Annotated in this window: 13 protein-coding genes and 1 pseudogene; 6 read left to right on the top strand and 8 right to left on the bottom strand. The window is 59.0% G+C overall.

Translation table 11 applies throughout. The features are described 5' to 3' along the window. Positions 1 to 34 precede the first annotated feature (34 nt). From I6L35_RS07165 to I6L35_RS07150, 4 genes are all read left to right on the top strand, one after another. Positions 35 to 1,531 carry an aldehyde dehydrogenase gene (locus I6L35_RS07165; RefSeq protein WP_216979888.1) on the top strand — a complete coding sequence of 499 codons (1,497 nt, stop codon included), beginning with the start codon at positions 35 to 37 and terminating at the stop codon, positions 1,529 to 1,531. Between the two features lie 126 nt (positions 1,532 to 1,657). After that, positions 1,658 to 1,828 carry a hypothetical protein gene (locus tag I6L35_RS07160; protein ID WP_005341999.1) on the top strand — a complete coding sequence of 57 codons (171 nt, stop codon included), beginning with the start codon at positions 1,658 to 1,660 and terminating at the stop codon, positions 1,826 to 1,828. A gap of 125 nt (positions 1,829 to 1,953) precedes the next feature. Further along, positions 1,954 to 2,877, top strand: coding sequence for an EamA family transporter RarD (gene rarD, locus I6L35_RS07155; RefSeq protein ID WP_216979887.1), 924 nt, complete (start codon positions 1,954 to 1,956; stop codon positions 2,875 to 2,877). 129 nt (positions 2,878 to 3,006) lie between these two features. Continuing rightward, a complete protein-coding gene (locus I6L35_RS07150) occupies positions 3,007 to 4,116 on the top strand; it encodes a YeeE/YedE thiosulfate transporter family protein (protein WP_216979886.1) in 1,110 nt (369 codons plus the stop codon). Between the two features lie 129 nt (positions 4,117 to 4,245). Here the strand turns inward: I6L35_RS07150 and mgtA are convergent, their stop codons facing one another. The 7 genes from mgtA to ilvG all read right to left on the bottom strand — a co-directional run bounded on the left by mgtA (position 4,246) and on the right by ilvG (position 16,116). Beyond that, entirely contained in the window at positions 4,246 to 7,008 is a 2,763-nt protein-coding gene (gene mgtA / locus I6L35_RS07145) for a magnesium-translocating P-type ATPase (RefSeq protein WP_216979885.1), read from the bottom strand. Positions 7,009 to 8,231: 1,223 nt separating this feature from the next. Beyond that, complete coding sequence (gene ompA / locus I6L35_RS07140) at positions 8,232 to 9,326, bottom strand: porin OmpA (RefSeq protein ID WP_216979884.1); 1,095 nt, start codon at positions 9,324 to 9,326, stop codon at positions 8,232 to 8,234. Positions 9,327 to 9,628: 302 nt separating this feature from the next. Beyond that, the gene (gene ilvA / locus I6L35_RS07135; RefSeq protein ID WP_167570662.1) at positions 9,629 to 11,149 is read right to left on the bottom strand and encodes a threonine ammonia-lyase, biosynthetic; all 1,521 of its coding nucleotides are present in this window, start codon (positions 11,147 to 11,149) and stop codon (positions 9,629 to 9,631) included. A gap of 104 nt (positions 11,150 to 11,253) precedes the next feature. Then, on the bottom strand, positions 11,254 to 13,095 hold the full coding sequence (gene ilvD, locus I6L35_RS07130; protein WP_216979883.1) for a dihydroxy-acid dehydratase: 1,842 nt from the start codon (positions 13,093 to 13,095) through the stop codon (positions 11,254 to 11,256). A gap of 142 nt (positions 13,096 to 13,237) precedes the next feature. Continuing rightward, positions 13,238 to 14,182 (bottom strand): branched-chain amino acid transaminase, encoded by a 945-nt coding sequence (locus tag I6L35_RS07125; protein ID WP_005342010.1) that lies wholly within the window; start codon positions 14,180 to 14,182, stop codon positions 13,238 to 13,240. Between the two features lie 12 nt (positions 14,183 to 14,194). After that, positions 14,195 to 14,473, bottom strand: a complete 279-nt coding sequence (gene ilvM, locus I6L35_RS07120) for an acetolactate synthase 2 small subunit (protein WP_005342011.1) — start codon at positions 14,471 to 14,473, stop codon at positions 14,195 to 14,197. Beyond that, positions 14,470 to 16,116, bottom strand: a complete 1,647-nt coding sequence (ilvG, locus tag I6L35_RS07115; protein WP_216979882.1) for an acetolactate synthase 2 catalytic subunit — start codon at positions 16,114 to 16,116, stop codon at positions 14,470 to 14,472. Before ilvG ends, ilvM begins: the two co-directional genes overlap by 4 nt. A gap of 384 nt (positions 16,117 to 16,500) precedes the next feature. Between ilvG and I6L35_RS07110 the strand changes: the two are divergent. Both I6L35_RS07110 and I6L35_RS07105 read left to right on the top strand, forming a co-directional pair. Further along, a pseudogene (locus tag I6L35_RS07110) lies at positions 16,501 to 17,412 on the top strand (YifB family Mg chelatase-like AAA ATPase); the annotation flags it as partial. Positions 17,413 to 17,626: 214 nt separating this feature from the next. Then, complete coding sequence (locus I6L35_RS07105; protein WP_216979881.1) at positions 17,627 to 17,896, top strand: hypothetical protein; 270 nt, start codon at positions 17,627 to 17,629, stop codon at positions 17,894 to 17,896. An 820-nt stretch (positions 17,897 to 18,716) separates the two neighbouring features. On the opposite strand, the gene I6L35_RS07100 is transcribed toward I6L35_RS07105, so the two are convergent. Then, complete coding sequence (locus I6L35_RS07100; RefSeq protein ID WP_216979880.1) at positions 18,717 to 19,160, bottom strand: hypothetical protein; 444 nt, start codon at positions 19,158 to 19,160, stop codon at positions 18,717 to 18,719. Positions 19,161 to 19,207: the final 47 nt, after the last annotated feature.

Raw genomic sequence — 19,207 nt, 5'->3', positions numbered from 1 at the left:
CGGAAACTGACTTTTGCCGGTTCAAGGAGTGAACATGAGTGACCTGACCCTGGCCCAGTGGCAACACAAGGCCGCCCATCTGACCCTGCCCTCGCAAGCCTTTATCAACGGCAGCTATCGGGATGCCGTCAATGGCGCCACCTTCGATTGCATCAACCCGGCCAATGGCAAGCTGCTGACCAAGGTGGCTGCCTGCGATGCCGCCGATGCCGAACTGGCGGTACAGGCTGCCCGTGACGCCTTCAACGACAAGCGTTGGAGCGGCCTGCCACCGAAACAGCGCAAACAGATCATGCAGCGCTTCGCCGAGCTGATGCGCCTCAACAAGGTGGAGCTGGCGCTGCTGGAGTCGCTGGATATGGGCAAACCCATCGGCGATGCCATGGGCTATGACGCCCCCGCCGCCGCCAACTGCATCGCCTGGAACGCCGAAGCGATCGACAAGATCTACGATCAGGTCGCCCCGGTGGAGGAGTCAGCACTGGCGCTGGTGACCCGCGAAGCGCTCGGGGTGGTTGCCGCCATCGTGCCCTGGAACTTCCCGCTGGTGATGGCCTGCTGGAAGCTGGGCCCGGCGCTCGCTACCGGCAACTCGGTCATTCTCAAACCTTCCGAGAAATCCCCCCTGACCGCCCTGCGTATCGCCGGTCTGGCCAAGGAGGCGGGTATTCCGGACGGCGTGTTCAATGTGCTGCCGGGCTTTGGCCACACCGTGGGCGAGGCGCTGGCCATGCATATGGATGTGGACTGCATCACCTTCACCGGCTCCACCAAGATCGGTAAACATCTGGTGGAGTGTTCCGGCAAGTCCAACCTCAAGCGAGCCTTTATGGAGTGCGGCGGCAAGAGCCCCAACATCATACTGGCCGACGCACCGGATCTGGACGCAGCGGCCAAGAGCGCAGCTGGCGCCATCTTCTACAACCAGGGCGAGGTGTGCACCGCAGCCTCCCGCCTGCTGGTGCAAAACAGCATCAAGCCGCAATTTATGGAGCGACTGCTGGCCCATGCCCGCGAGTGGATCTCGAGCAACCCGCTCGACCCTGCGACCCGCATCGGCGCCATGGTGGATCACATCCAGATGGAGCAGGTGCTGCGCTATATCGAGATTGGCAAGCAGGAGGGGGCCAAACTGCTGCTGGGCGGCAACCGCACCAATATGGAGAGTGGCGGCTTCTATATCGAACCCACCATTTTCGACGACGTGACCCCGCAGATGCGCATCTTCCGCGAGGAGATCTTCGGCCCTGTGCTGGCGGTGACCGGCTTCGATACGCTGGAAGAGGCCATTGCGCTGAGTAACGACACCGACTACGGCCTGGCCGCGGCGATCTGGACGGCGGATCTCAACAAGGCGGTGAAAGGCTCCCGCGCCCTGCGCGCCGGTACCGTGTTCGTAAACAACTGGGACGGTGGCGACATGACCATGCCGTTTGGCGGCTTCAAACAGTCCGGCAACGGTCGCGACAAGTCACTTCATGCGCTGGAGAAGTACACCGAGCTGAAAAGCACCTGGATTCAGCTGGAATAACACGACAAAGCAGCACTATCGGATCAAAAAGGGGGAGAAATCCCCCTTTTGCATTTTTGGCCTTCCATCACCGGGCTCAATCCTTATAATGATAAAAAAGCCAACATGTTAAATATAAAGACAAAAATGCTATTTTTTCTGGGAAGCGTACTTTTTCTGGTGATCGGTTTGCCCCTGCTGTTCTTCGTGCTGGGGCACGGCGAGGCCTACGTGACCTGGGGCCCCTGGATCTCCGCCATCGCCCTGATGTTGTGGCTGTTGATGGACGTCGACAAGATCCGCCGCGGTAAAGGCTGACCGGCCAGCAACACACCTCCTTTCCCTCAAACTTCGTTTATTCGCTTCTTTCCCCGCAAAAGGATCGCTACACTGATTTTTTGCGATGTTTTCCCGCATCCAACGCTTCAGTAAAGGTCATCCGCATGCCGCAACAGATCCAGCGTCAGGGCGTCATCTACGCCCTGTGCGCCTATACCCTTTGGGGCATAGCCCCCATCTATTTCAAGACCATCTCTGCCGTTCCGGCCGCCGAAATCCTGACCCACCGGATGATTTGGTCCTGCGTGCTGCTGATGGTACTGACCCTGGCAGGCCGTCAGTGGCACAAGGTGCAGGCGGTGCTGCGCCAGCCAAAAGTGTTGCTCACCCTGGCGTTTACATCGGTTACCGTCGGCGGCAACTGGCTGCTGTTCATCTGGGCCATCAACAACGGCCATATGCTGGATGCCAGCCTCGGCTACTACATCAACCCGCTGTTCAACGTACTGTTGGGAATGGTGTTTCTGAACGAGAAGCTGCGCCGCCTGCAGTGGTGGGCGGTGGCGCTGGCCTTTGCCGGGGTGGCGATCCAGCTTATCGCCTTTGGCTCCTTGCCCTGGATTGCGCTGGTGCTGGCGTCGAGCTTCGCCATCTATGGTCTGGTGCGCAAAAAGCTGGCCCTCGATGCACTTACCGGCCTGCTGATCGAAACCATGATCATGCTGCCACCGGCAGCCATCTATCTGTGGGGATTTGCCGACAGCCCCACCAGCCACCTCACCCAGAATGACTGGCACCTCAACCTGCTGCTGATCGCTGCAGGCGCCGTCACCACAGCCCCCCTGCTCTGTTTCACCGCCGCTGCGACCCGGCTCAAGCTATCCACCCTGGGCTTCTTCCAGTACATAGGCCCCAGCCTGATGTTCATCCTCGCGGTCACTCTCTACGGCGAGGAGCTGGCAATGGACAAGGCTCTCACTTTCGCCTGTATCTGGAGCGCACTGCTGATCTTCACGCTCGATGGGCTGCGCAACGGCAAGCGCCCCGCTGCAACGAGCAATATAAAGCTTTCAAAATCAAATCCGTAGATAACAAAGTAGTCATAAGCGATATGCCATTTTCTCGCCTCCTGGCCTGTTAAACCGGTAGCCTTGGACTCAATGTGGGAATAGGATCCGCACTCCCAATTCTTCATCCAGCTATAAGGATCAACAGGCATGAATCGAAAATGGTCGCTCCCCATCGTGGCAATCGCGGGGGGAGCGTTACTCTGGCTCGGCAACACCTTTGGTATGAAATGGGCTTTGATGGCCCTGATCGGATTCGGCTTCGGCTTCACCCTCTCCTTCAGCCGCTTCGGTATCGTGTTCGGTTGGCGCGAGATGCTGACCAAGCGCAACAGCTACTATGTGCGGGTTCACCTGCTTACCATCGCCATCGAAATTCTGCTGTTCACCTGCTTCCTCTCCTTTAGCCACGCCCTGTTTGGCGATGCCATGGTGGGCAACGTGATGGCCATCGGCATTCCCTTCATCGTCGGCGCCTTCCTGTTCGGCATCGGCATGCAGCTGGCAGGCGTCTGCGCCACCGGCACCCTCTACTGCTGCGGCGAGGGGCAACCCCGCTTCTGGCTGGTGCTGCTCTGCTACGGCATCGGCACCCTGATCAGCAACCAGTTCCGCCCCGAACTGGAGGCCACCTTCTCCAGCCATGTGGTGCTGGCCAAGGATTTGACCGGCAATATCTGGAGCGGCATGCTGCTCAACCTGGCGCTGGTCGCCGCGCTGTTCCTGCTGTTTCGCAAGAGCGAGCTCAAACGTACCGGCGAGCTCAAGCCCCTCTTCAGCGGCGGCAACCTGTTCTGGCGCGATGGCCGCTTCACCGTGCTGACCGGCGGCATCATCATCGCCATACTCAACTCCACTGTCGTCGCCCTGCACGGCTCGGCCTGGACCATCACCGGCGCCGTCTATGACATGGCGCTGCGCGGTGCCTCCCTGTTCGGCCTGTTCGAGGGCCACCCCAAGCTGGCCCAACCGCTCTTCATCAACCCCATGGTTGGCATGTTCTGGCTCGGCATTCTGGGGGCCATGCTGGCGCGCTGCATCAGCGGTGGCGGCACCTTCGCCCCGATGCGGCTCGGCAACAGCCTGGCCTCCATCATCGGCGGCCTGCTGATGGGGATGGGCGCCATGTACAGCGCCTGCAACCTCGGCGGCTTCTTCGACGGTACCGCCTCAGGCAGCCTGCACGGCTGGGTCTGGATGCTGATGGCCCTCGCCGGCAGCCTGATCGGCATCCGCCTGCGCCCGCTGTTCAAGCTATAAGCCACAGACCGGTACTCTCCAACAAGGGAGTCAGGTCACACCAAATAGAGAGAGCCAGTCCGCTTGTGCGGGCTGGCTCTCTTTTTTCTGTCGCGCCGCTATCATACCGGCGCTTCCACTAGATCCGCATCAGAACCACTGGCCGTGGCGCTTGATGTAGATGCTCTTGATGGTCTGGGTCAGCCCCATGTAGGCCAGCATGGTAATCACCAGCCACATGAAGTACTTGGGCCCATCCAGGGTGATGAAGCCGAAGTGCTCCGCCACCGGCGAGAACGGCAGGTAGCAGCCGATGGCGATAGCGATGGAGGTGGAGAGCAGCACCGGCAGGGTAGCGGTACTCTGCAGGAACGGGATCTTGCGGGTACGTAACATGTGCACCACCAGGGTCTGCGACACCAGTCCCTCGATGAACCAGCCGGAGTTCATGATGGCCTGACCGTTGACCAGCGGATCCATGCTGCCGTTGGCAGTGGCATAGAGAGCGCCGGCGCCGAACACGAACCACATCAGGCAGTAGGTGCTGATATCGAACACCGACGAGGTCGGGCCGAGCCACAGCATGAAGCGCTTTATGTTGCTCGCCTCCCACTTGCGCGGCCGCTTGAGGAACTCGGGATCCATCTTGTCCCAGGGCAGCAGCATCTGGGAGACGTCATACACCAGGTTCTGGATCAACATCTGCATCGCCAGCATGGGTGCCCATGGCAGCCAGGCGGAGGCCACCAGCACCGAGAAGACGTTGCCGAAGTTGGAGCTGGCGGTCATGTTGAGGTACTTGAGGATATTGCCAAAAGTCTCGCGCCCCTTGATCACCCCCTCCTCCAGCACCATCAGACTCTTCTCCAGCAGGATGATGTCGGCGGTCTCCTTGGCGATATCGGCACCGCTGTCCACCGAGATCCCCACGTCCGCATCCCGCAGCGCCGGTGCATCGTTGATGCCGTCACCGAGGAAACCGACGGTGTTGCCGTTGACCTGCAGCGCCTTCACCACCCGCGACTTCTGCAGCGGGGTGAGCTTGGCGAAGATGGTGGTCTGCTTGACCACCTCGCACAGCGCTACGTCATCCATTCCTTCGATATCCTTGCCGAGCAGCGGTACACCGGGCTCCAGCCCAACATCACGACACACCTTGCTGGTAATGATAGGGTTATCGCCGGTCAGTACCTTTACCGCTACGCCATAGTCGTTCAGCGCACGAATGGCCGGTGGGGCTGAATCCTTGGGCGGATCGAAGAAGGTGAGGAAACCGCGCACCACCAGATTGACCTCGTCACTGGTGCGATAGCTCTGCTTGCACTCGGCAGCCGGGATCTCTCGGGTAGCCACGATCAACACCCGATAACCGTCGGCGTTGTACTCTTCACTGCGACGCAGCAAGGTACGGCGCTCAATCTCATCCAGCTCTCGGATCTGCTTGCCATCATCAATGTGGCTGGAGACGGAGAGCATCTCCTCGACCGCCCCCTTGGAAACCATCAGCTGCTGGCCACGCTCATCCTGTACGATCACCGACAGGCGCCGGCGCACGAAGTCGAACGGCAACTCATCCACCTTGCTGTAACCCGCCGGCTTGCAGCCAGCCCCCAGTGCATCGGCGTGCTCGATCACGGCGATGTCCATCAGATTCTTCATGCCGCTCTGATGATAACTGTTGAGCCAGGCCAACTGCAGGATCCGGTCGTCCCGGTTGCCACGCACGTCGTAGTGGTGCTCGAGGATGATCTTGTCCTGGGTCAGGGTACCGGTCTTGTCGGTGCAGAGCACGTCCATGGCACCGAAGTTTTGCACCGAGTTGAGACGCTTGACCACTACCTTGCGCTTGGCCATGGCCACCGCCCCCCGCGCCAGGTTGGCAGAAACGATCATCGGCAGCATCTCGGGGGTGAGCCCCACCGCCACCGCCAGCGCGAAGGTGAGTGCAGACATCCAGTCACCACTGCTGATACCACTCAGCATAAAGACGATGGGTACCATCACCAGCATGAAACGAATAAGCAGCCTGGTGACGCTGTTGACGCCGCGATCGAAACTGGTCTCGATGCGCTTGTGGCTCACCACGTTGCGGGCCAGCGAACCGAAGTAGGTGTCGCTGCCGGTGGCCACGACCACAGCCTTGGCTGTACCGCTCACCACGTTGGTGCCCATGAAGCAGATGTTGGGCTGATCGAGCAACCCCACGTCCCCTGTGCTGTTGCCGTCTGCCGACTTCTCGGCCACAGCTCCCAGAGTGTCATACTTCTCCACCGGCAGTGCTTCACCGGTCAGCACCGCCTGGCTGATGAAGAGATCGCGGGATTCAATCAGCTTGATGTCGGCGGGGATCATGTCTCCCGCCTGCAAGTGCACTATGTCTCCGGCCACCAGCTCGGTCATTGCCACTTCCTTGCGCTGGGGGGTAGCGCCCGGCGAGGGACGACGCTGTACAGTGGCAGTGTTGCGCACCAGTGACTTGAGCGCCTCGGCCGCCTTGGCCGAACGGTACTCCTGCCAGAAGCGCAGCAGACCGCTCAGGCCCACCATGACACCGAGGATAATCACCTTGACCCAGTCCTCATCACCCGGCTCGGCCATCAGCACGTCCATCACGTAACTGACCAGCCCAAGCACCATCAAGACCATCACAAACGGGTTTTTGAACGCCTGCAGCAGCTGGATCAATGGATGGGGCGGCTTGTCGTGGGTCACCTCGTTGGGGCCAAACTGGACCAGACGGTTGGCCGCCTCGGTCGCGGTCAGGCCGTCGATATTGCCGCGCACGGCAGTGAGGGTGTATTCGAGGGACTTGTCGGCCTCGTCGAGCACCCGGGAGGAGAGCTTCTCATTGGCACGGCCCGGGGCGACGAACCCCTGTTGCTTGTGCCGGCTGGCAGTATGTTGTTGCTTCATAACTTTAAATCCTGATTTTCGCTTGCAGAAGGGCCCTGTCGCGGGCCAGGCCAGGCGTCAGTACTGATATCGAAAGCTGTGAACCCGACTCGTTGCCGGCACGCTCAACTGGCGCGCACGGGGCGGCTCGTCAGACAAATGTCTGCCGTCGAGCTAACCTGCATGGTTGGGTCAGATCAGGGGTCAGAACACCGCATCCCGTCCCCGCAGGGGGGATCAGGAGTGGGGAGACGTGAACCCCGAGGGTCGAGGTTTGGGCTCTTCGGTCATACGATATCCTCCGAGTGGGGTGGAGAGAGGGCCGGACGAACCATGGACAGCGATACACACTGTCGTTGGCAGGCATGGCCGCGAGTCTGCATTATCAGCGGACCAATCCGGTGATCCCGCAACTAGAGCGGCATCACCCATAAAGAAAATCAGGATTACGACAGTTTGAAATAACTGGATGCGGGCAGGAAATAGTATCAGTGATATCTGGCGGGTAAGAACATCGGAGAAAACCACGCCTATAGAAATATTACAGCGCGACCCTTGCCACCGCCGAAATATATTAATCAATCACATCATTTATTTTAATGTGCAACCTGCCATATCGAAAACGAAATAGTTTTCAATATGAGATTATCCATCTTGTTATTTTACGCTTGATCCCTTCCCGACCACGGCACGGATGCATGGTTCCGACGCTGTGACGGCCCTGACGGGCAGTACCGGGATGCATGATGAAGCGTTCAATTGCAGAGGTCGCGAGGCGCGCATGGCTCGCAGATGAGCGGAACGATCCAGATTTACAACCGTAATCCCTGATGAAGGCGGGATAAAGAGGTTGTGAGAGTCGATGCTGACTCATATAGATGCTGCACTCTATGCTTGTGATTCGAGCAATCAGAGTGAGAGAGAAGATAAAATATTCGGCCTCAGCTCTGGTAAACCCGCATCGCGATTTGCAATCGGCTACAACTGTCGCAGTCCATAATATTTACCTGTCTATTGATAACACGCAGAGATTCTAACCAAAAGAATCTTCAGGCGCAAAGTTTAATTCTATTTTTTTATCCTGTAATTTCTTGGAAATATAATAACTATTCCTATTAGGAAAAGATTCGATAGCTCATGATGTTGGCAACCCAGGTCTGCGCCACCACCATCCGATCACGCTGACCATAGAAAACGGGAGGCCTGGCCTCCCGTTCTTCTCGAATCCCATCTCTGCCACAGCATCACTGCGCCGGCTGGGAAACCCCTTCCAGATGGATTTCAACCCGACGATCCGGAGCCAGACAGGCGATCAGCTCCTGCTTGGAGCTGCTGGCACAGCTGCTGCCAGTGACCGGATTGGCCTTGCCACGCCCCTCGACCCGCACCTTGTCGGCATACAAACCTTTGGATACCAGATAGCTGGCCACGCTCTGGGCCCGCTTCTCGGAAAGAGCCAGGTTGTAGTTGTCGGAGCCGATACGGTCGGTATAACCGATGACAGTTGCGACACCATCTTTCGGATTGGCCGCCACAATCTGGCCGAACAGGGTATCGAGCGCCTGATTGGCAGCCGGTTTCAGGGTCGCTTTGTTGAACTCGAACAGCACATCGGAACTCAGGCTGAAGGTCTTGGGTTCCACCACCACAGCCGGAGCCGGTTCAGCAGCCGGAGCGGGCGCCGGCACAGCAACCTCACCCCCTTGCTGACCGAAACGATAGAGCATGCCGAACGAGATCAGGCCGTTATCCAGCTCGATGCCGGAGCGATCGAGAGAGGCATCCCCCAGCGGCGTGGTGTACTGGTACTCCAGACGGGCGGCCCAGTCACGATCGATGGCGTATTCGGCACCCAGCGCCCCGACAAAGGCGGCACCATGCTTTTTACCGGTCTCGCTGACATTGGCGAAGCTGAGTTCACTTTCAGTCCAGGCATAAGCACCGCCCAGTCGGCCATAAAGATCGAGCACATTCGTTGCCGGGAAGCTGATCTTCATGGTGGCCTGAATCATCTGGCTCTTGGCTTCGGTGTTGAGGGTATTGGCGCCGGTACCCGAGGTCGTATCGTATTTGCCAAGCCAGTCATAACCCAACTCGAAACCCAGATTGGGGTTGAGCTGATAACCGGCAAACAGACCCAGTCCCAGATCGTCCGTGTTCTCGCTGGTATTGCCCAGCGTCTGGGCTATCGACTCGGCATACTGGTTATGATCAACACCGTAATAGTTGGACCAACCGGCCTTGCCACCGACATACCAGGTATTGTCCTGAGCGGCGGCGTGAACGGCGCCGGCCGCCAGCAAACCGCTGACCAACACGGCAAGCATGGATTTATTCATATTTTTGCCTCTGCAATAAGTCGTTATGGGCGCCTGAGTGCGCACTCTCCCTGTGTGAAGCCGTCAGGCGGCCTCTCCGCCGATCAGGGTATCCCATCCGAAGGCAGCCTCAAATGACCAGCCCATCAGGAGTGTGAGCTTGCCTGCAATATCCGGCGTAAAAATCGCCAGCACAGCGGTTCACATTGTTTTGTCAGTAAAACCATGGGCAGGGGTTACCCTGCAATAACTTCTCTACGCCCGACATATAAAAAAGGGAGGCATGGCACCTCCCTCTGGACTGGTCGTAGCAACCCTCTTGCTCAACTGGCCAGGAACAGCCGGTAGGCGGGGTCGTCGCTCACCTCTTTCCAGCCGTAGCCAATCTCGCGCAGGTAGTCGTGGAAGGCTGCCACGTCTTCATCCGGCAGCTCGAAGGCGCAGAGCACGCGGCCGTAGTCGGCACCGTGGTTACGGTAGTGGAACAGGCTGATGTTCCAGCGACAACCCAGTGTCTCGAGGAAGCGCATCAGGGCGCCAGGCTGCTCCGGAAACTTGAAGCTGTAGAGACGCTCACCAAGGGGCCGGGCCGGGCGGCCGCCAATCATGTAGCGCACATGATTCTTGGCCAGCTCGCTCTCGGTCATGTTGACCACTGGATAGCCGTTGCCACCGAGCTGATCGATGATCTGGCCGAGCTCTTCGTCACCGCCGGTGAGGCGCACCGAAACGAACAGCGACGCCTGTTCGGCATCGGCGTAGCGATAGTTGAACTCGGTCACCATGCGGGGGCCAAGCTGACGACAGAAGTCGAGGAAGGCCCCCTTGCGCTCGGGGATGGTCACCGCCAGCATGCCCTCGCGCTTCTCGCCGATCTCGCAGCGCTCCGACACGTAGCGCAGGCTGTGGAAGTTAACGTTGGCGCCGGAGAGAATGGCCGCCATCCGCCCCCCTTTGACCTGCTCCCGCTCGCTGTAGGCCTTGAGGCCCGCCAGCGAGAGGGCGCCCGACGGCTCGGCGATGGCGCGGCAGTCGTCGAAGATGTCTTTCAGTGCGGCGCAGATCTGGTCGTTGGAGACGGTCACCACCTCGTCCAGATACTGGTTGCAGAGGCGGAAGGTCTCCTCGCCGATGCGCTTGACCGCCACCCCGTCCGCAAACAGCGAGACCCGCTCCAGATTGACCGGCTCGCCGGCCGCCAGCGCGGCCTTGAGACAGGCAGACCCTTCAGCCTCCACCCCGATCACCTTCACATCCGGCAGCAGTTGCTTGATATAGACCGCCACCCCGGCGGCCAACCCACCGCCGCCCACCGGCACAAAGACGTGAGTGAGGTGGGTATCCTGCTCCAGCAACTCCTTGCCGATGGTGCCCTGCCCGGCGATCACCTCGACGTCGTCAAACGGCGGGATCAGGGTGTAACCCTCCAGCTCGGAGAGGCGGCGGCTCTCGCCGTAGGCCTCGTCGAAACTGTTGCCAAACAGCATGACGTTGCCGCCCTGCCGGCGCACCGCGTCGATCTTGATATCCGGCGTGGTCTTGGGCATCACGATGATCGCCTTGATGCCAAGCTTGGCGGCCGACAGGGCGACCCCCTGTGCGTGGTTGCCAGCAGAGGCGGCGATAACGCCGCGCGCCTTCTGCTCCTCGGTCAGGGTGGCGATCTTGTGATAGGCGCCGCGCAGCTTGAAGGAGTGGACCGGTTGCAGATCCTCCCGCTTCAGGCTGACATGGTTGCCGAGCCGCTCGGAAAGTTTCTTCAGGGTTTGCAGGGGGGTCACCCGCGCCGCCTCATAGACGGGGGAGAGCAACACCTTGCGTAGATAATCCGCCGCAGAGACCATGATTTATTCCCCCAGCATCGAGCGATCGCGCCACACCAACCCTTTATCGGCGCAAAGACCGACCTGTCGGGTCAACCGCTCATATTTCATATTGGAATTCATCTTTATTCCCCCAGCAGAGTGCGATCGCGCACCGCGCCCTTGTCGGCGCTGGTGGCGAACATGGCGTAGGCGCGCAGGGCAAAGGAGACCTGACGCTGACGATCGAGCGGCTTCCAGCCACGGGCTTCCACGGCGACGCGGCGGGCGGCCAGCACGCTGTCGGCCACCTCCAGCACCATGCTGCGGGCCGGGATATTGATGCTGATGATGTCGCCATCCTCCACCAGACCTATGGTGCCGCCAGAGGCAGCTTCCGGCGAGACGTGGCCGATGGAGAGGCCCGAGGTACCGCCGGAGAAGCGGCCGTCGGTGATCAGGGCGCACGCCTTGCCGAGCCCCATGGACTTGAGATAAGTGGTGGGGTAGAGCATCTCCTGCATGCCCGGACCCCCTTTCGGCCCTTCGTAGCGGATCACCACTACCTCGCCTGCTTTCACGGTACCATCGAGGATGCCGCTCACCGCGCTCTCCTGACTCTCGAATACCCGGGCCGGGCCACGGAAGGTGAGGTTCTCCTCATCCACCCCGGCAGTCTTGACGATGGCGCCGTTGACCGCGAGGTTGCCGGAAAGCACGGCGAGGCCGCCCTCCTGGCTGTAAGCGTTGTCCAGCGAGCGGATGCAGCCTTCGGCGCGGTCCAGATCCAGCTCCGGCCAGCGGCAATCCTGACTGAACGCCTTGGTGGTGCGGATCCCGGCCGGCCCGGCACGGTAGAAGTCCACCACCTCCTGACTCGGCTGGCGGCTGACGTCATATTCATTGAGCTGTTCGACGAGGGAGCAACCCAGCACGGTACGGGTATCCCCATGCACCAGGCCCGCTTTTTCCAGCTGACCCAGAATGGCGACCACGCCACCGGCACGGTGCACATCTTCCATATGATATTTCTGGGTGGAGGGCGCCACCTTGCAGAGCTGAGGCACTTTGCGGGACATGCGGTCGATATCGGCCATGGTGAAGTCCACCCCGGCCTCCTGCGCCGCTGCCAGCAGGTGCAGCACGGTATTGGTGGATCCGCCCATGGCGATATCGAGCGCCATGGCGTTCTCGAACGCCGCCTTGGTGGCGATATTGCGCGGCAGGGCGCTCTCGTCATCCTGTTCATACCAGCGCTTGGCCAGCGTCACGATGCGCTGACCCGCCAGCTTGAACAGCTGCTCGCGGTCGCTATGGGTCGCCAGCATGGAGCCATTACCCGGCTGGGAGAGACCGAGCGCCTCGGTCAGACAGTTCATGGAGTTGGCGGTAAACATGCCGGAGCAGGAGCCGCAGGTGGGGCAGGCACTGCGCTCCACCTGTTCGCTCTGGGCGTCCGATACCTTGGGATCGGCGCCCTGGATCATGGCGTCCACCAGATCCAGTTTGATGATCTGGTCGGAGAGCTTGGTCTTGCCCGCTTCCATCGGGCCGCCGGAGACGAAGATCACCGGGATATTGATGCGCAGGGCGGCCATCAGCATCCCCGGGGTGATCTTGTCGCAGTTGGAGATACAGACCATGGCGTCGGCGCAGTGGGCGTTGACCATATACTCCACCGAATCAGCAATCAGCTCGCGGGAGGGCAGGGAGTAGAGCATGCCGCCGTGGCCCATGGCGATACCGTCATCTACTGCTATGGTGTTGAACTCCTTGGCAACGCCGCCTGCGGCCTCGATCTCGCGCGCCACCAGCTGGCCCAGATCCTTGAGGTGGACGTGGCCCGGCACGAACTGGGTGAAGGAGTTGACCACGGCGATGATGGGCTTGCCGAAATCCTGATCGGTCATTCCGGTGGCACGCCACAGGGCGCGGGCCCCGGCCATGTTACGTCCGTGGGTGGTGGTGGCGGATCTCAACTTCGGCATGTCTCTACTCCCTGAATGCCCAGCGGGCTCGATGCGTTATGCGGTGATGATACGAGTGGATCGGAATCGATCCTGGTGAAGACTCCTCTGGGCAGCCCTCACCGGAAGCGACTCGGGGAGGCATGACGCCTCCCCTCTCTTATCAGTCATTGACGGGCGTCAGCCAGCCCCACTTGTCCTCGGTCTGGCCGTTGAACAGGCCAAAGAAGGCGTTTTGCAGCTGCTCAGTCACCGGACCACGGCTGCCAGCACCCACCTTCATCCGATCGACGGAGCGCACCGGGGTCACTTCGGCGGCAGTGCCGGTCATGAAGATCTCGTCCGCCACATAGAGCGCCTCACGGGGCAGTGCCTGCTCGCGCACCTCGTAACCCAGATCACGGGCCAGCGTCATGATGGTGTCGCGGGTGATGCCGGGCAGGATGGCTGCGGTAGCAGGCGGGGTGAACAGCACGCCGTTCTTCACCAGGAACAGGTTCTCCCCCGCCCCTTCGCTCAGATAGCCGTTCACATCCAGTGCCAGTCCCTCGGCGAAGCCGTTGCGCTTGGCTTCGCGGCTGATCAGCTGGGATGACAAATAGTTGCCGCCCGCCTTGGCACCGGTGGGAATGGTGTTGGGAGCGAGCCGGTTCCACGAGGTGACACAGACATCCACCCCGTTTTTCAGTCCCTCTTCCCCCAGATAGGCTCCCCACGGCAGGGCGGCCACCATCAGGTCAGCCTTGGCATCCAGCGGCGGATGAAGCCCCAGCCCCACGTTGCCGACAAAGGCCAGCGGGCGCAGGTAGCCGCTCTTCAGGCCGTTCTCGCGCACCACGGTGCGGCAAGCTTCATTCACTTCGGACTCGCTGTAGGGGACGTCCATCCAGTAGATCTTGGCGGAGTCGAACAGGCGGCGGGTGTGCTCCTGCAGACGGAAGATGCAGGTGCCTTTGGGGGTATCGTAGGCGCGCACACCCTCAAACACCGAGGAGCCGTAGTGCAGGGCGTGGCTCATCACGTGCACCTGGGCATCCTGCCAGGGCACCAGTTTGCCGTTGAACCAGATGTATTGGGGGTGAGTGGCGGATTGGGAAGGCTGTGACATTGGCTTGGCTCCTTAAGCTCTGATCCGGGGTTGCTGTTCCAGTGCATCGACCCGGGAGACGTCCACCAGCTTAACCAGCTGGCTCCACAACTGCTGGATGGGACGCACCGACTCGACAGTAACCGTGATCCGCAGCTGTTGGCAATCCTGCTCCATGTTGAGGGCGCAGAGATTGAAGCCGCGGTGGCGCACCACCCGCAACACCCGCTCCATCACTTCGGGTCTGGGCTGGGCATGGATATGCAGGGTGTGCTGTGCAAATGCGGGCTGTGCAAGGGTGTGCGGGTTCATGGGCGTTGCTCCATCATCTGGTGGTTGGCGACTCCCGGCGGAACCAGGGGCCAGACGTTTTCTTCCTCTGAAATGGCCACATGCAGCAGGTAGGCACTCTCGCTTGCCAGCAGGCGATCGAGGGCACCGGCTATCTGTTCCTTGCATGTGATGGTCTCGCCCGGAATGTCGAAAGCGGCAGCCAGGGCGACGAAATCGGGGTTGTCGGAGAGGATGGTCTCGCTGTAGCGGCCGTCGAAGAACAGCTCCTGCCACTGGCGCACCATACCGAGGCGCTGATTATCCAGCAGCACCATCTTCACCTTGAGCTGGGCGCGGCGGATGGTGCCAAGCTCCTGCACATTCATCATGAAAGAGCCGTCACCGCTCACCAGCACCACTTCATCCTCCGGGCGCGACATCTTGGCGCCGATGGCGGCGGGCAGACCAAAGCCCATGGTGCCGAGGCCGGCGCTGGAGAGGTGGTTGCGCGGGCTGGTGAAGCGCATGTGTTGGGCTACCCACATCTGGTGCTGACCCACGTCGCAGGCCACCACGCTGCTCTCCGGCAGCCGGGCGGAGAGCTGCTTGAGCAGGGCCGGCGCATAGATGGCCTGCCCCGGATGGTCGTAGCGAAACGCATATTCGCGGGCCATGGCGGCGCAGTGTTCACGCCAGGGGGCGATGTCGAGAGTCATGGCGAGGCGGGGCAGCACCTGCTTGAGATCCGTGGTGATACCCACCTCGGCGGTGCGGCGCTTGCCGAACTCGGCGGCATCCACATCGAGATGGATCACCTTAGCCTCGGGGGCGAACTCCTCCAGCTTGCCGGTCACCCGATCATCGAAACGAGCCCCTACCACCAGCAGCAGATCGCACTGCTGCACCGCGTAGTTGGCCGCCTTGGTGCCGTGCATGCCGAGCATGCCCAGATAAACAGGGCTATCGGGGTCGAGTGCGCCGATCCCCTTGAGGGTGGTGACCGCTGGCATGCCGGTTGCGGCAGCAAAGTCGCGCAATTGCTGCTCGGCATTGGCCATGCCCACTCCGCCACCGACGTAAAGCACCGGACGCTCGGCGGCAGCCAGCAGGGTGCGGGCCGCGGCCAGATCCGAGGGGTTGAGCACCTCCGGCTCTTCCACTGCAAACAGCGGGCTCTGGGCAGGCACGGCGGCCAGTTGCACATCCTTGGGGAGATCGATCAGCACAGGGCCGGGGCGACCTTCGGTGGCGATGGCGAAAGCTTCTGCCAGCACGCGCCCCAGATCGGCGGCATCGGTCACCATGAAGGAGTGCTTGGTACAGGAGAGGGACATGCCGAGCACGTCGACCTCCTGAAATGCATCGGTACCGATGGCTGAACAGGGCACCTGACCGCTGATGGCCACCAGCGGCACCGAATCGAGCAGCGCCTCCGCCAGACCGGTCACCAGATTGGTAGCGCCGGGGCCGGAGGTGGCAATGCAGACCCCCACCTGACCGGAGGCGCGGGCATAACCGACCGCCGCCATGGCTGCGCCCTGCTCATGGCGGCAGAGCTGATGGGCCAGACCACCGTCATACAGGGCATCGTAGACCGGCATGATGGCCCCGCCCGGGTAACCAAACACCTGGGTCACACCCTGTTTCTTGAGAGCCTGTACCAAAAACTGCGCGCCGTTCATGTGGAAAATCCTGTCCTTTGGTCGAAAAAAAACCCCCGAGCTGTGAGGCTCGGGGGTCGCTTGTTTCGTTCTGTCCGGTGGTGGGTCTATCCCTTGTTCCGTGCAGCTAAACGAGCCCCGAGCGGTGAGATAATAATCACCACTAGGACCACAATAATGCTGACGAAACGGGAGGCCATGTTCATAGTTACAACCGGAAATCCTGTGAAATTGGGGCGGTTTCTACCGCGAATGGCTATTAGAACTAGCACGGTGATTTTTATTGGGCAAGCCTTTTTTCTGTGACAACCCACTGATTTTGGCTATTCCCCAGCCGGAACTCTGGAATAAAAAACCAACAACAAGCAGTTAGTCAGAACATATATCAACTCAAGGACGGGATTTATGTCATTAGCTGTGGTTTATAGCCGTGCCAGCCTCGGGATCGCGGCCCCGCAAGTTACAGTGGAAGTTCACCTCTCCAACGGCCTGCCCGCCTTCAACATGGTCGGCCTGCCGGAAACCTCGGTGAAAGAGTCGCGGGATCGGGTGCGCAGCGCCCTGCTCAACGGCAATTTCGAGTTCCCGAGCAAACACATCACGGTCAATCTGGCCCCCGCCGATCTACCCAAGGAGGGGGGCCGTTTTGATCTGGCTATCGCCATCGGCATTCTCGCTGCTTCCAAGCAGATACCGGCAAAATACCTGCTAGATCATGAATTTTTGGGGGAGTTGGCCCTGACCGGCGAAATTCGTCCCGTGCTCGGGGTGCTGCCTGCCGTACTCGCCTGCCGGGATGCGGGGCGCACCCTGCTGGTACCGCGAGAGAACGGCCCGGAAGCCTCCCTCATTCAGGATGCCGAGGTGCGCACCGCCCACCAGTTGCTGGCCGTCACCGCCTGGCTGGCCGGCCAGTACGAGCTGCCACTGCCGGATCAACAAAGCGCGGAGAGCCTGCCCGATGTGCCGGATCTGCAGGATGTGATCGGCCAGTCACAGGCCAAGCGGGCGCTGGAGATCGCCGCCGCCGGCAGCCACAACCTGCTGTTCATCGGCCCGCCCGGCACCGGCAAGAGCATGTTGGCCAGCCGTCTGCCCGGCATTCTGCCGCCGCTGAACGAGCAGGAAGCGCAGCAGACTGCCGCCATCCACTCCATCGGTGGTCTCACCCCGCGCGCTGGTCACTGGCACCACAGACCCTATCGCACGCCCCACCACAGTGCCTCAGCGGTGGCGCTGGTGGGCGGTGGCAGCCACCCGCGGCCCGGCGAAATTTCGCTGGCCCACAACGGGGTGCTGTTTCTGGATGAATTGCCCGTATGTATATATTGTCTATTACATGGACAAATTTTATCTATGTATATCAACAACATACATAAATCCACTTAGAATATCGTATGGACATTTATGTACATATTAATATTTAAATCTATCAACAATATGTACATGTGGGCGAGTAATAGAGTTCCATACCAGATCTGGCGGTAGGCCAACGTTTCATGATGCGCAATGACGAATGCAGGAGGACGGAATGAAGAGAACTGAACAATGGAGCCGCTTTGATGCGGCTGACGACTTGGCCACCGAGGCCGACATGGTTGCCTATCTGAAGGCAGCTCTTGAAGATGGTGATCCGGCGCTGCTAACTGCGGCGCTTGACGATGTGGAACGTGCTCGCGCCAAACTGGGTGGCCAACCGCGCTACACGCTGGAAGAACTGCTGGCTCAGTGTGACCCCAGCGCCACCGCAGCAAGTGAGATTGATTGGGGTTCAGATGTTGGATTGGAACGCTTTGAGTAACTACTGCTATCTGATCCGCGGATTGTAAGATGATTTACCGCCATAACATTTTTTGCATATCTCGCGCTCCTGCCCATCTATTGTTCGATGAAATGTCTTCTGCCGGTGCATTGATAATGGGTGCTTTACATGAGTAGCAATGTGTAGCGTTTGGCATGATAGCAAGAAGATAAAAGCATAACGGTAAGCCGACGACTCCCAGAAGAATGATTAATGCTTGATTGTCCATCTAGTACCTTCAGGCAGTGAAGTAGTTATATGCCGATAAATGGGGTTATCGGCATAATGATGAGAGATAACGGATTAGCTAGTGTGGCAAGCATTGCAGCAGTAATAGCAACCGTTCGACTTTGTATAGAACTTCTTGGCTGCTTGTACTGCGGTGGAGCAGTTTTGATGGAAACCTAGATCAACTCGATTAAGTACACTTGGTAGATGAGAGCATGTCTCAACATGAACCTCATGATCGCCATTAGACTGGGCATTGCTGTTTACATAATACTTTGGCATTTCTCCCCTCCTCTTCTGTTGGGCAAAACCAGAATAAACTGTACGTTATGTAGGGGAAAGTGTTTATTGATTAATTTGTCCACTATGGGATAAGGGTCACTATGACATCTGCATCAGACGGTCAACCAATGGGGTATGGCTACGGCCTAACTAAGGATGAAACTTTATTTCTCGGTATGACACTTTGATACTTAGTATGGCACTTTATTACTCGCCAACAGTACACCATTTATGCCAAAACCAAGCACTTATATTTAATAAGTTTAATGTAAAACACCCCCTCCACATATAAATGCCATGCATTATAATTTTATGTCGTGATAACTTCATACACGCTAGCCGTTATACCTTCCACCTTATTTAAGGTTATAGCAATCTGATCGGCTTTGGCTTTTGTATGATACCCTTTAGCATCCACTTCCTTGCTAGAAAGCTTTATTTTTTTACCAGCACTAGTCACATAATGAGGTACTTTAGGAGATATATCCAATTTAACAGTAACAATCCAACTTCCAATAGGCGCTTTGCCAGCTCGCTCTATCGCATCGAAACTAAGTGAACCATCCACATTACGATAAATAACAACTGCTTCCGCTAAACCATTGCCTCTCCTGCTTGCTGAAGCCCACGCGTCATCAGGGTTAGCATACATAATCGCAGAGGCTGGGTCCCAATGATAAAAACTCGGTGAAGCCTCAACTAAAAAACCATTTTCTATTTCGCTATATACTGCATAACCAAGAACTTCTGACATACTGCATTATCCTTTAAATTCTATCTGACTAGCTCACTCAGTCAGAG

Source organism: Aeromonas sp. FDAARGOS 1405, from assembly GCF_019048265.1.
Taxonomy (GTDB): domain Bacteria; phylum Pseudomonadota; class Gammaproteobacteria; order Enterobacterales; family Aeromonadaceae; genus Aeromonas; species Aeromonas veronii_A.
The sequence above is the reverse complement of the archived record's forward strand: the minus strand, read 5'-3'. Positions and strand labels throughout refer to the sequence as shown.

Bases quoted from the DNA above. Each gene is read 5' to 3' on its own strand.
- I6L35_RS07125 (WP_005342010.1), bottom strand. From the start codon at position 14,182: ATGTCACAGCCTTCCCAATCCGCCACTCACCCCCAATACATCTGGTTC.
- I6L35_RS07100 (WP_216979880.1), bottom strand. From the start codon at position 19,160: ATGTCAGAAGTTCTTGGTTATGCAGTATATAGCGAAATAGAAAATGGT.
- I6L35_RS07150 (WP_216979886.1), top strand. From the start codon at position 3,007: ATGAATCGAAAATGGTCGCTCCCCATCGTGGCAATCGCGGGGGGAGCG.
- mgtA (WP_216979885.1), bottom strand. From the start codon at position 7,008: ATGAAGCAACAACATACTGCCAGCCGGCACAAGCAACAGGGGTTCGTC.
- I6L35_RS07105 (WP_216979881.1), top strand. From the start codon at position 17,627: ATGAAGAGAACTGAACAATGGAGCCGCTTTGATGCGGCTGACGACTTG.
- I6L35_RS07165 (WP_216979888.1), top strand. From the start codon at position 35: ATGAGTGACCTGACCCTGGCCCAGTGGCAACACAAGGCCGCCCATCTG.
- rarD (WP_216979887.1), top strand. From the start codon at position 1,954: ATGCCGCAACAGATCCAGCGTCAGGGCGTCATCTACGCCCTGTGCGCC.
- ilvG (WP_216979882.1), bottom strand. From the start codon at position 16,116: ATGAACGGCGCGCAGTTTTTGGTACAGGCTCTCAAGAAACAGGGTGTG.
- ilvA (WP_167570662.1), bottom strand. From the start codon at position 11,149: ATGGTCTCTGCGGCGGATTATCTACGCAAGGTGTTGCTCTCCCCCGTC.
- ilvM (WP_005342011.1), bottom strand. From the start codon at position 14,473: ATGAACCCGCACACCCTTGCACAGCCCGCATTTGCACAGCACACCCTG.
- ilvD (WP_216979883.1), bottom strand. From the start codon at position 13,095: ATGCCGAAGTTGAGATCCGCCACCACCACCCACGGACGTAACATGGCC.
- ompA (WP_216979884.1), bottom strand. From the start codon at position 9,326: ATGAATAAATCCATGCTTGCCGTGTTGGTCAGCGGTTTGCTGGCGGCC.
- I6L35_RS07160 (WP_005341999.1), top strand. From the start codon at position 1,658: ATGCTATTTTTTCTGGGAAGCGTACTTTTTCTGGTGATCGGTTTGCCC.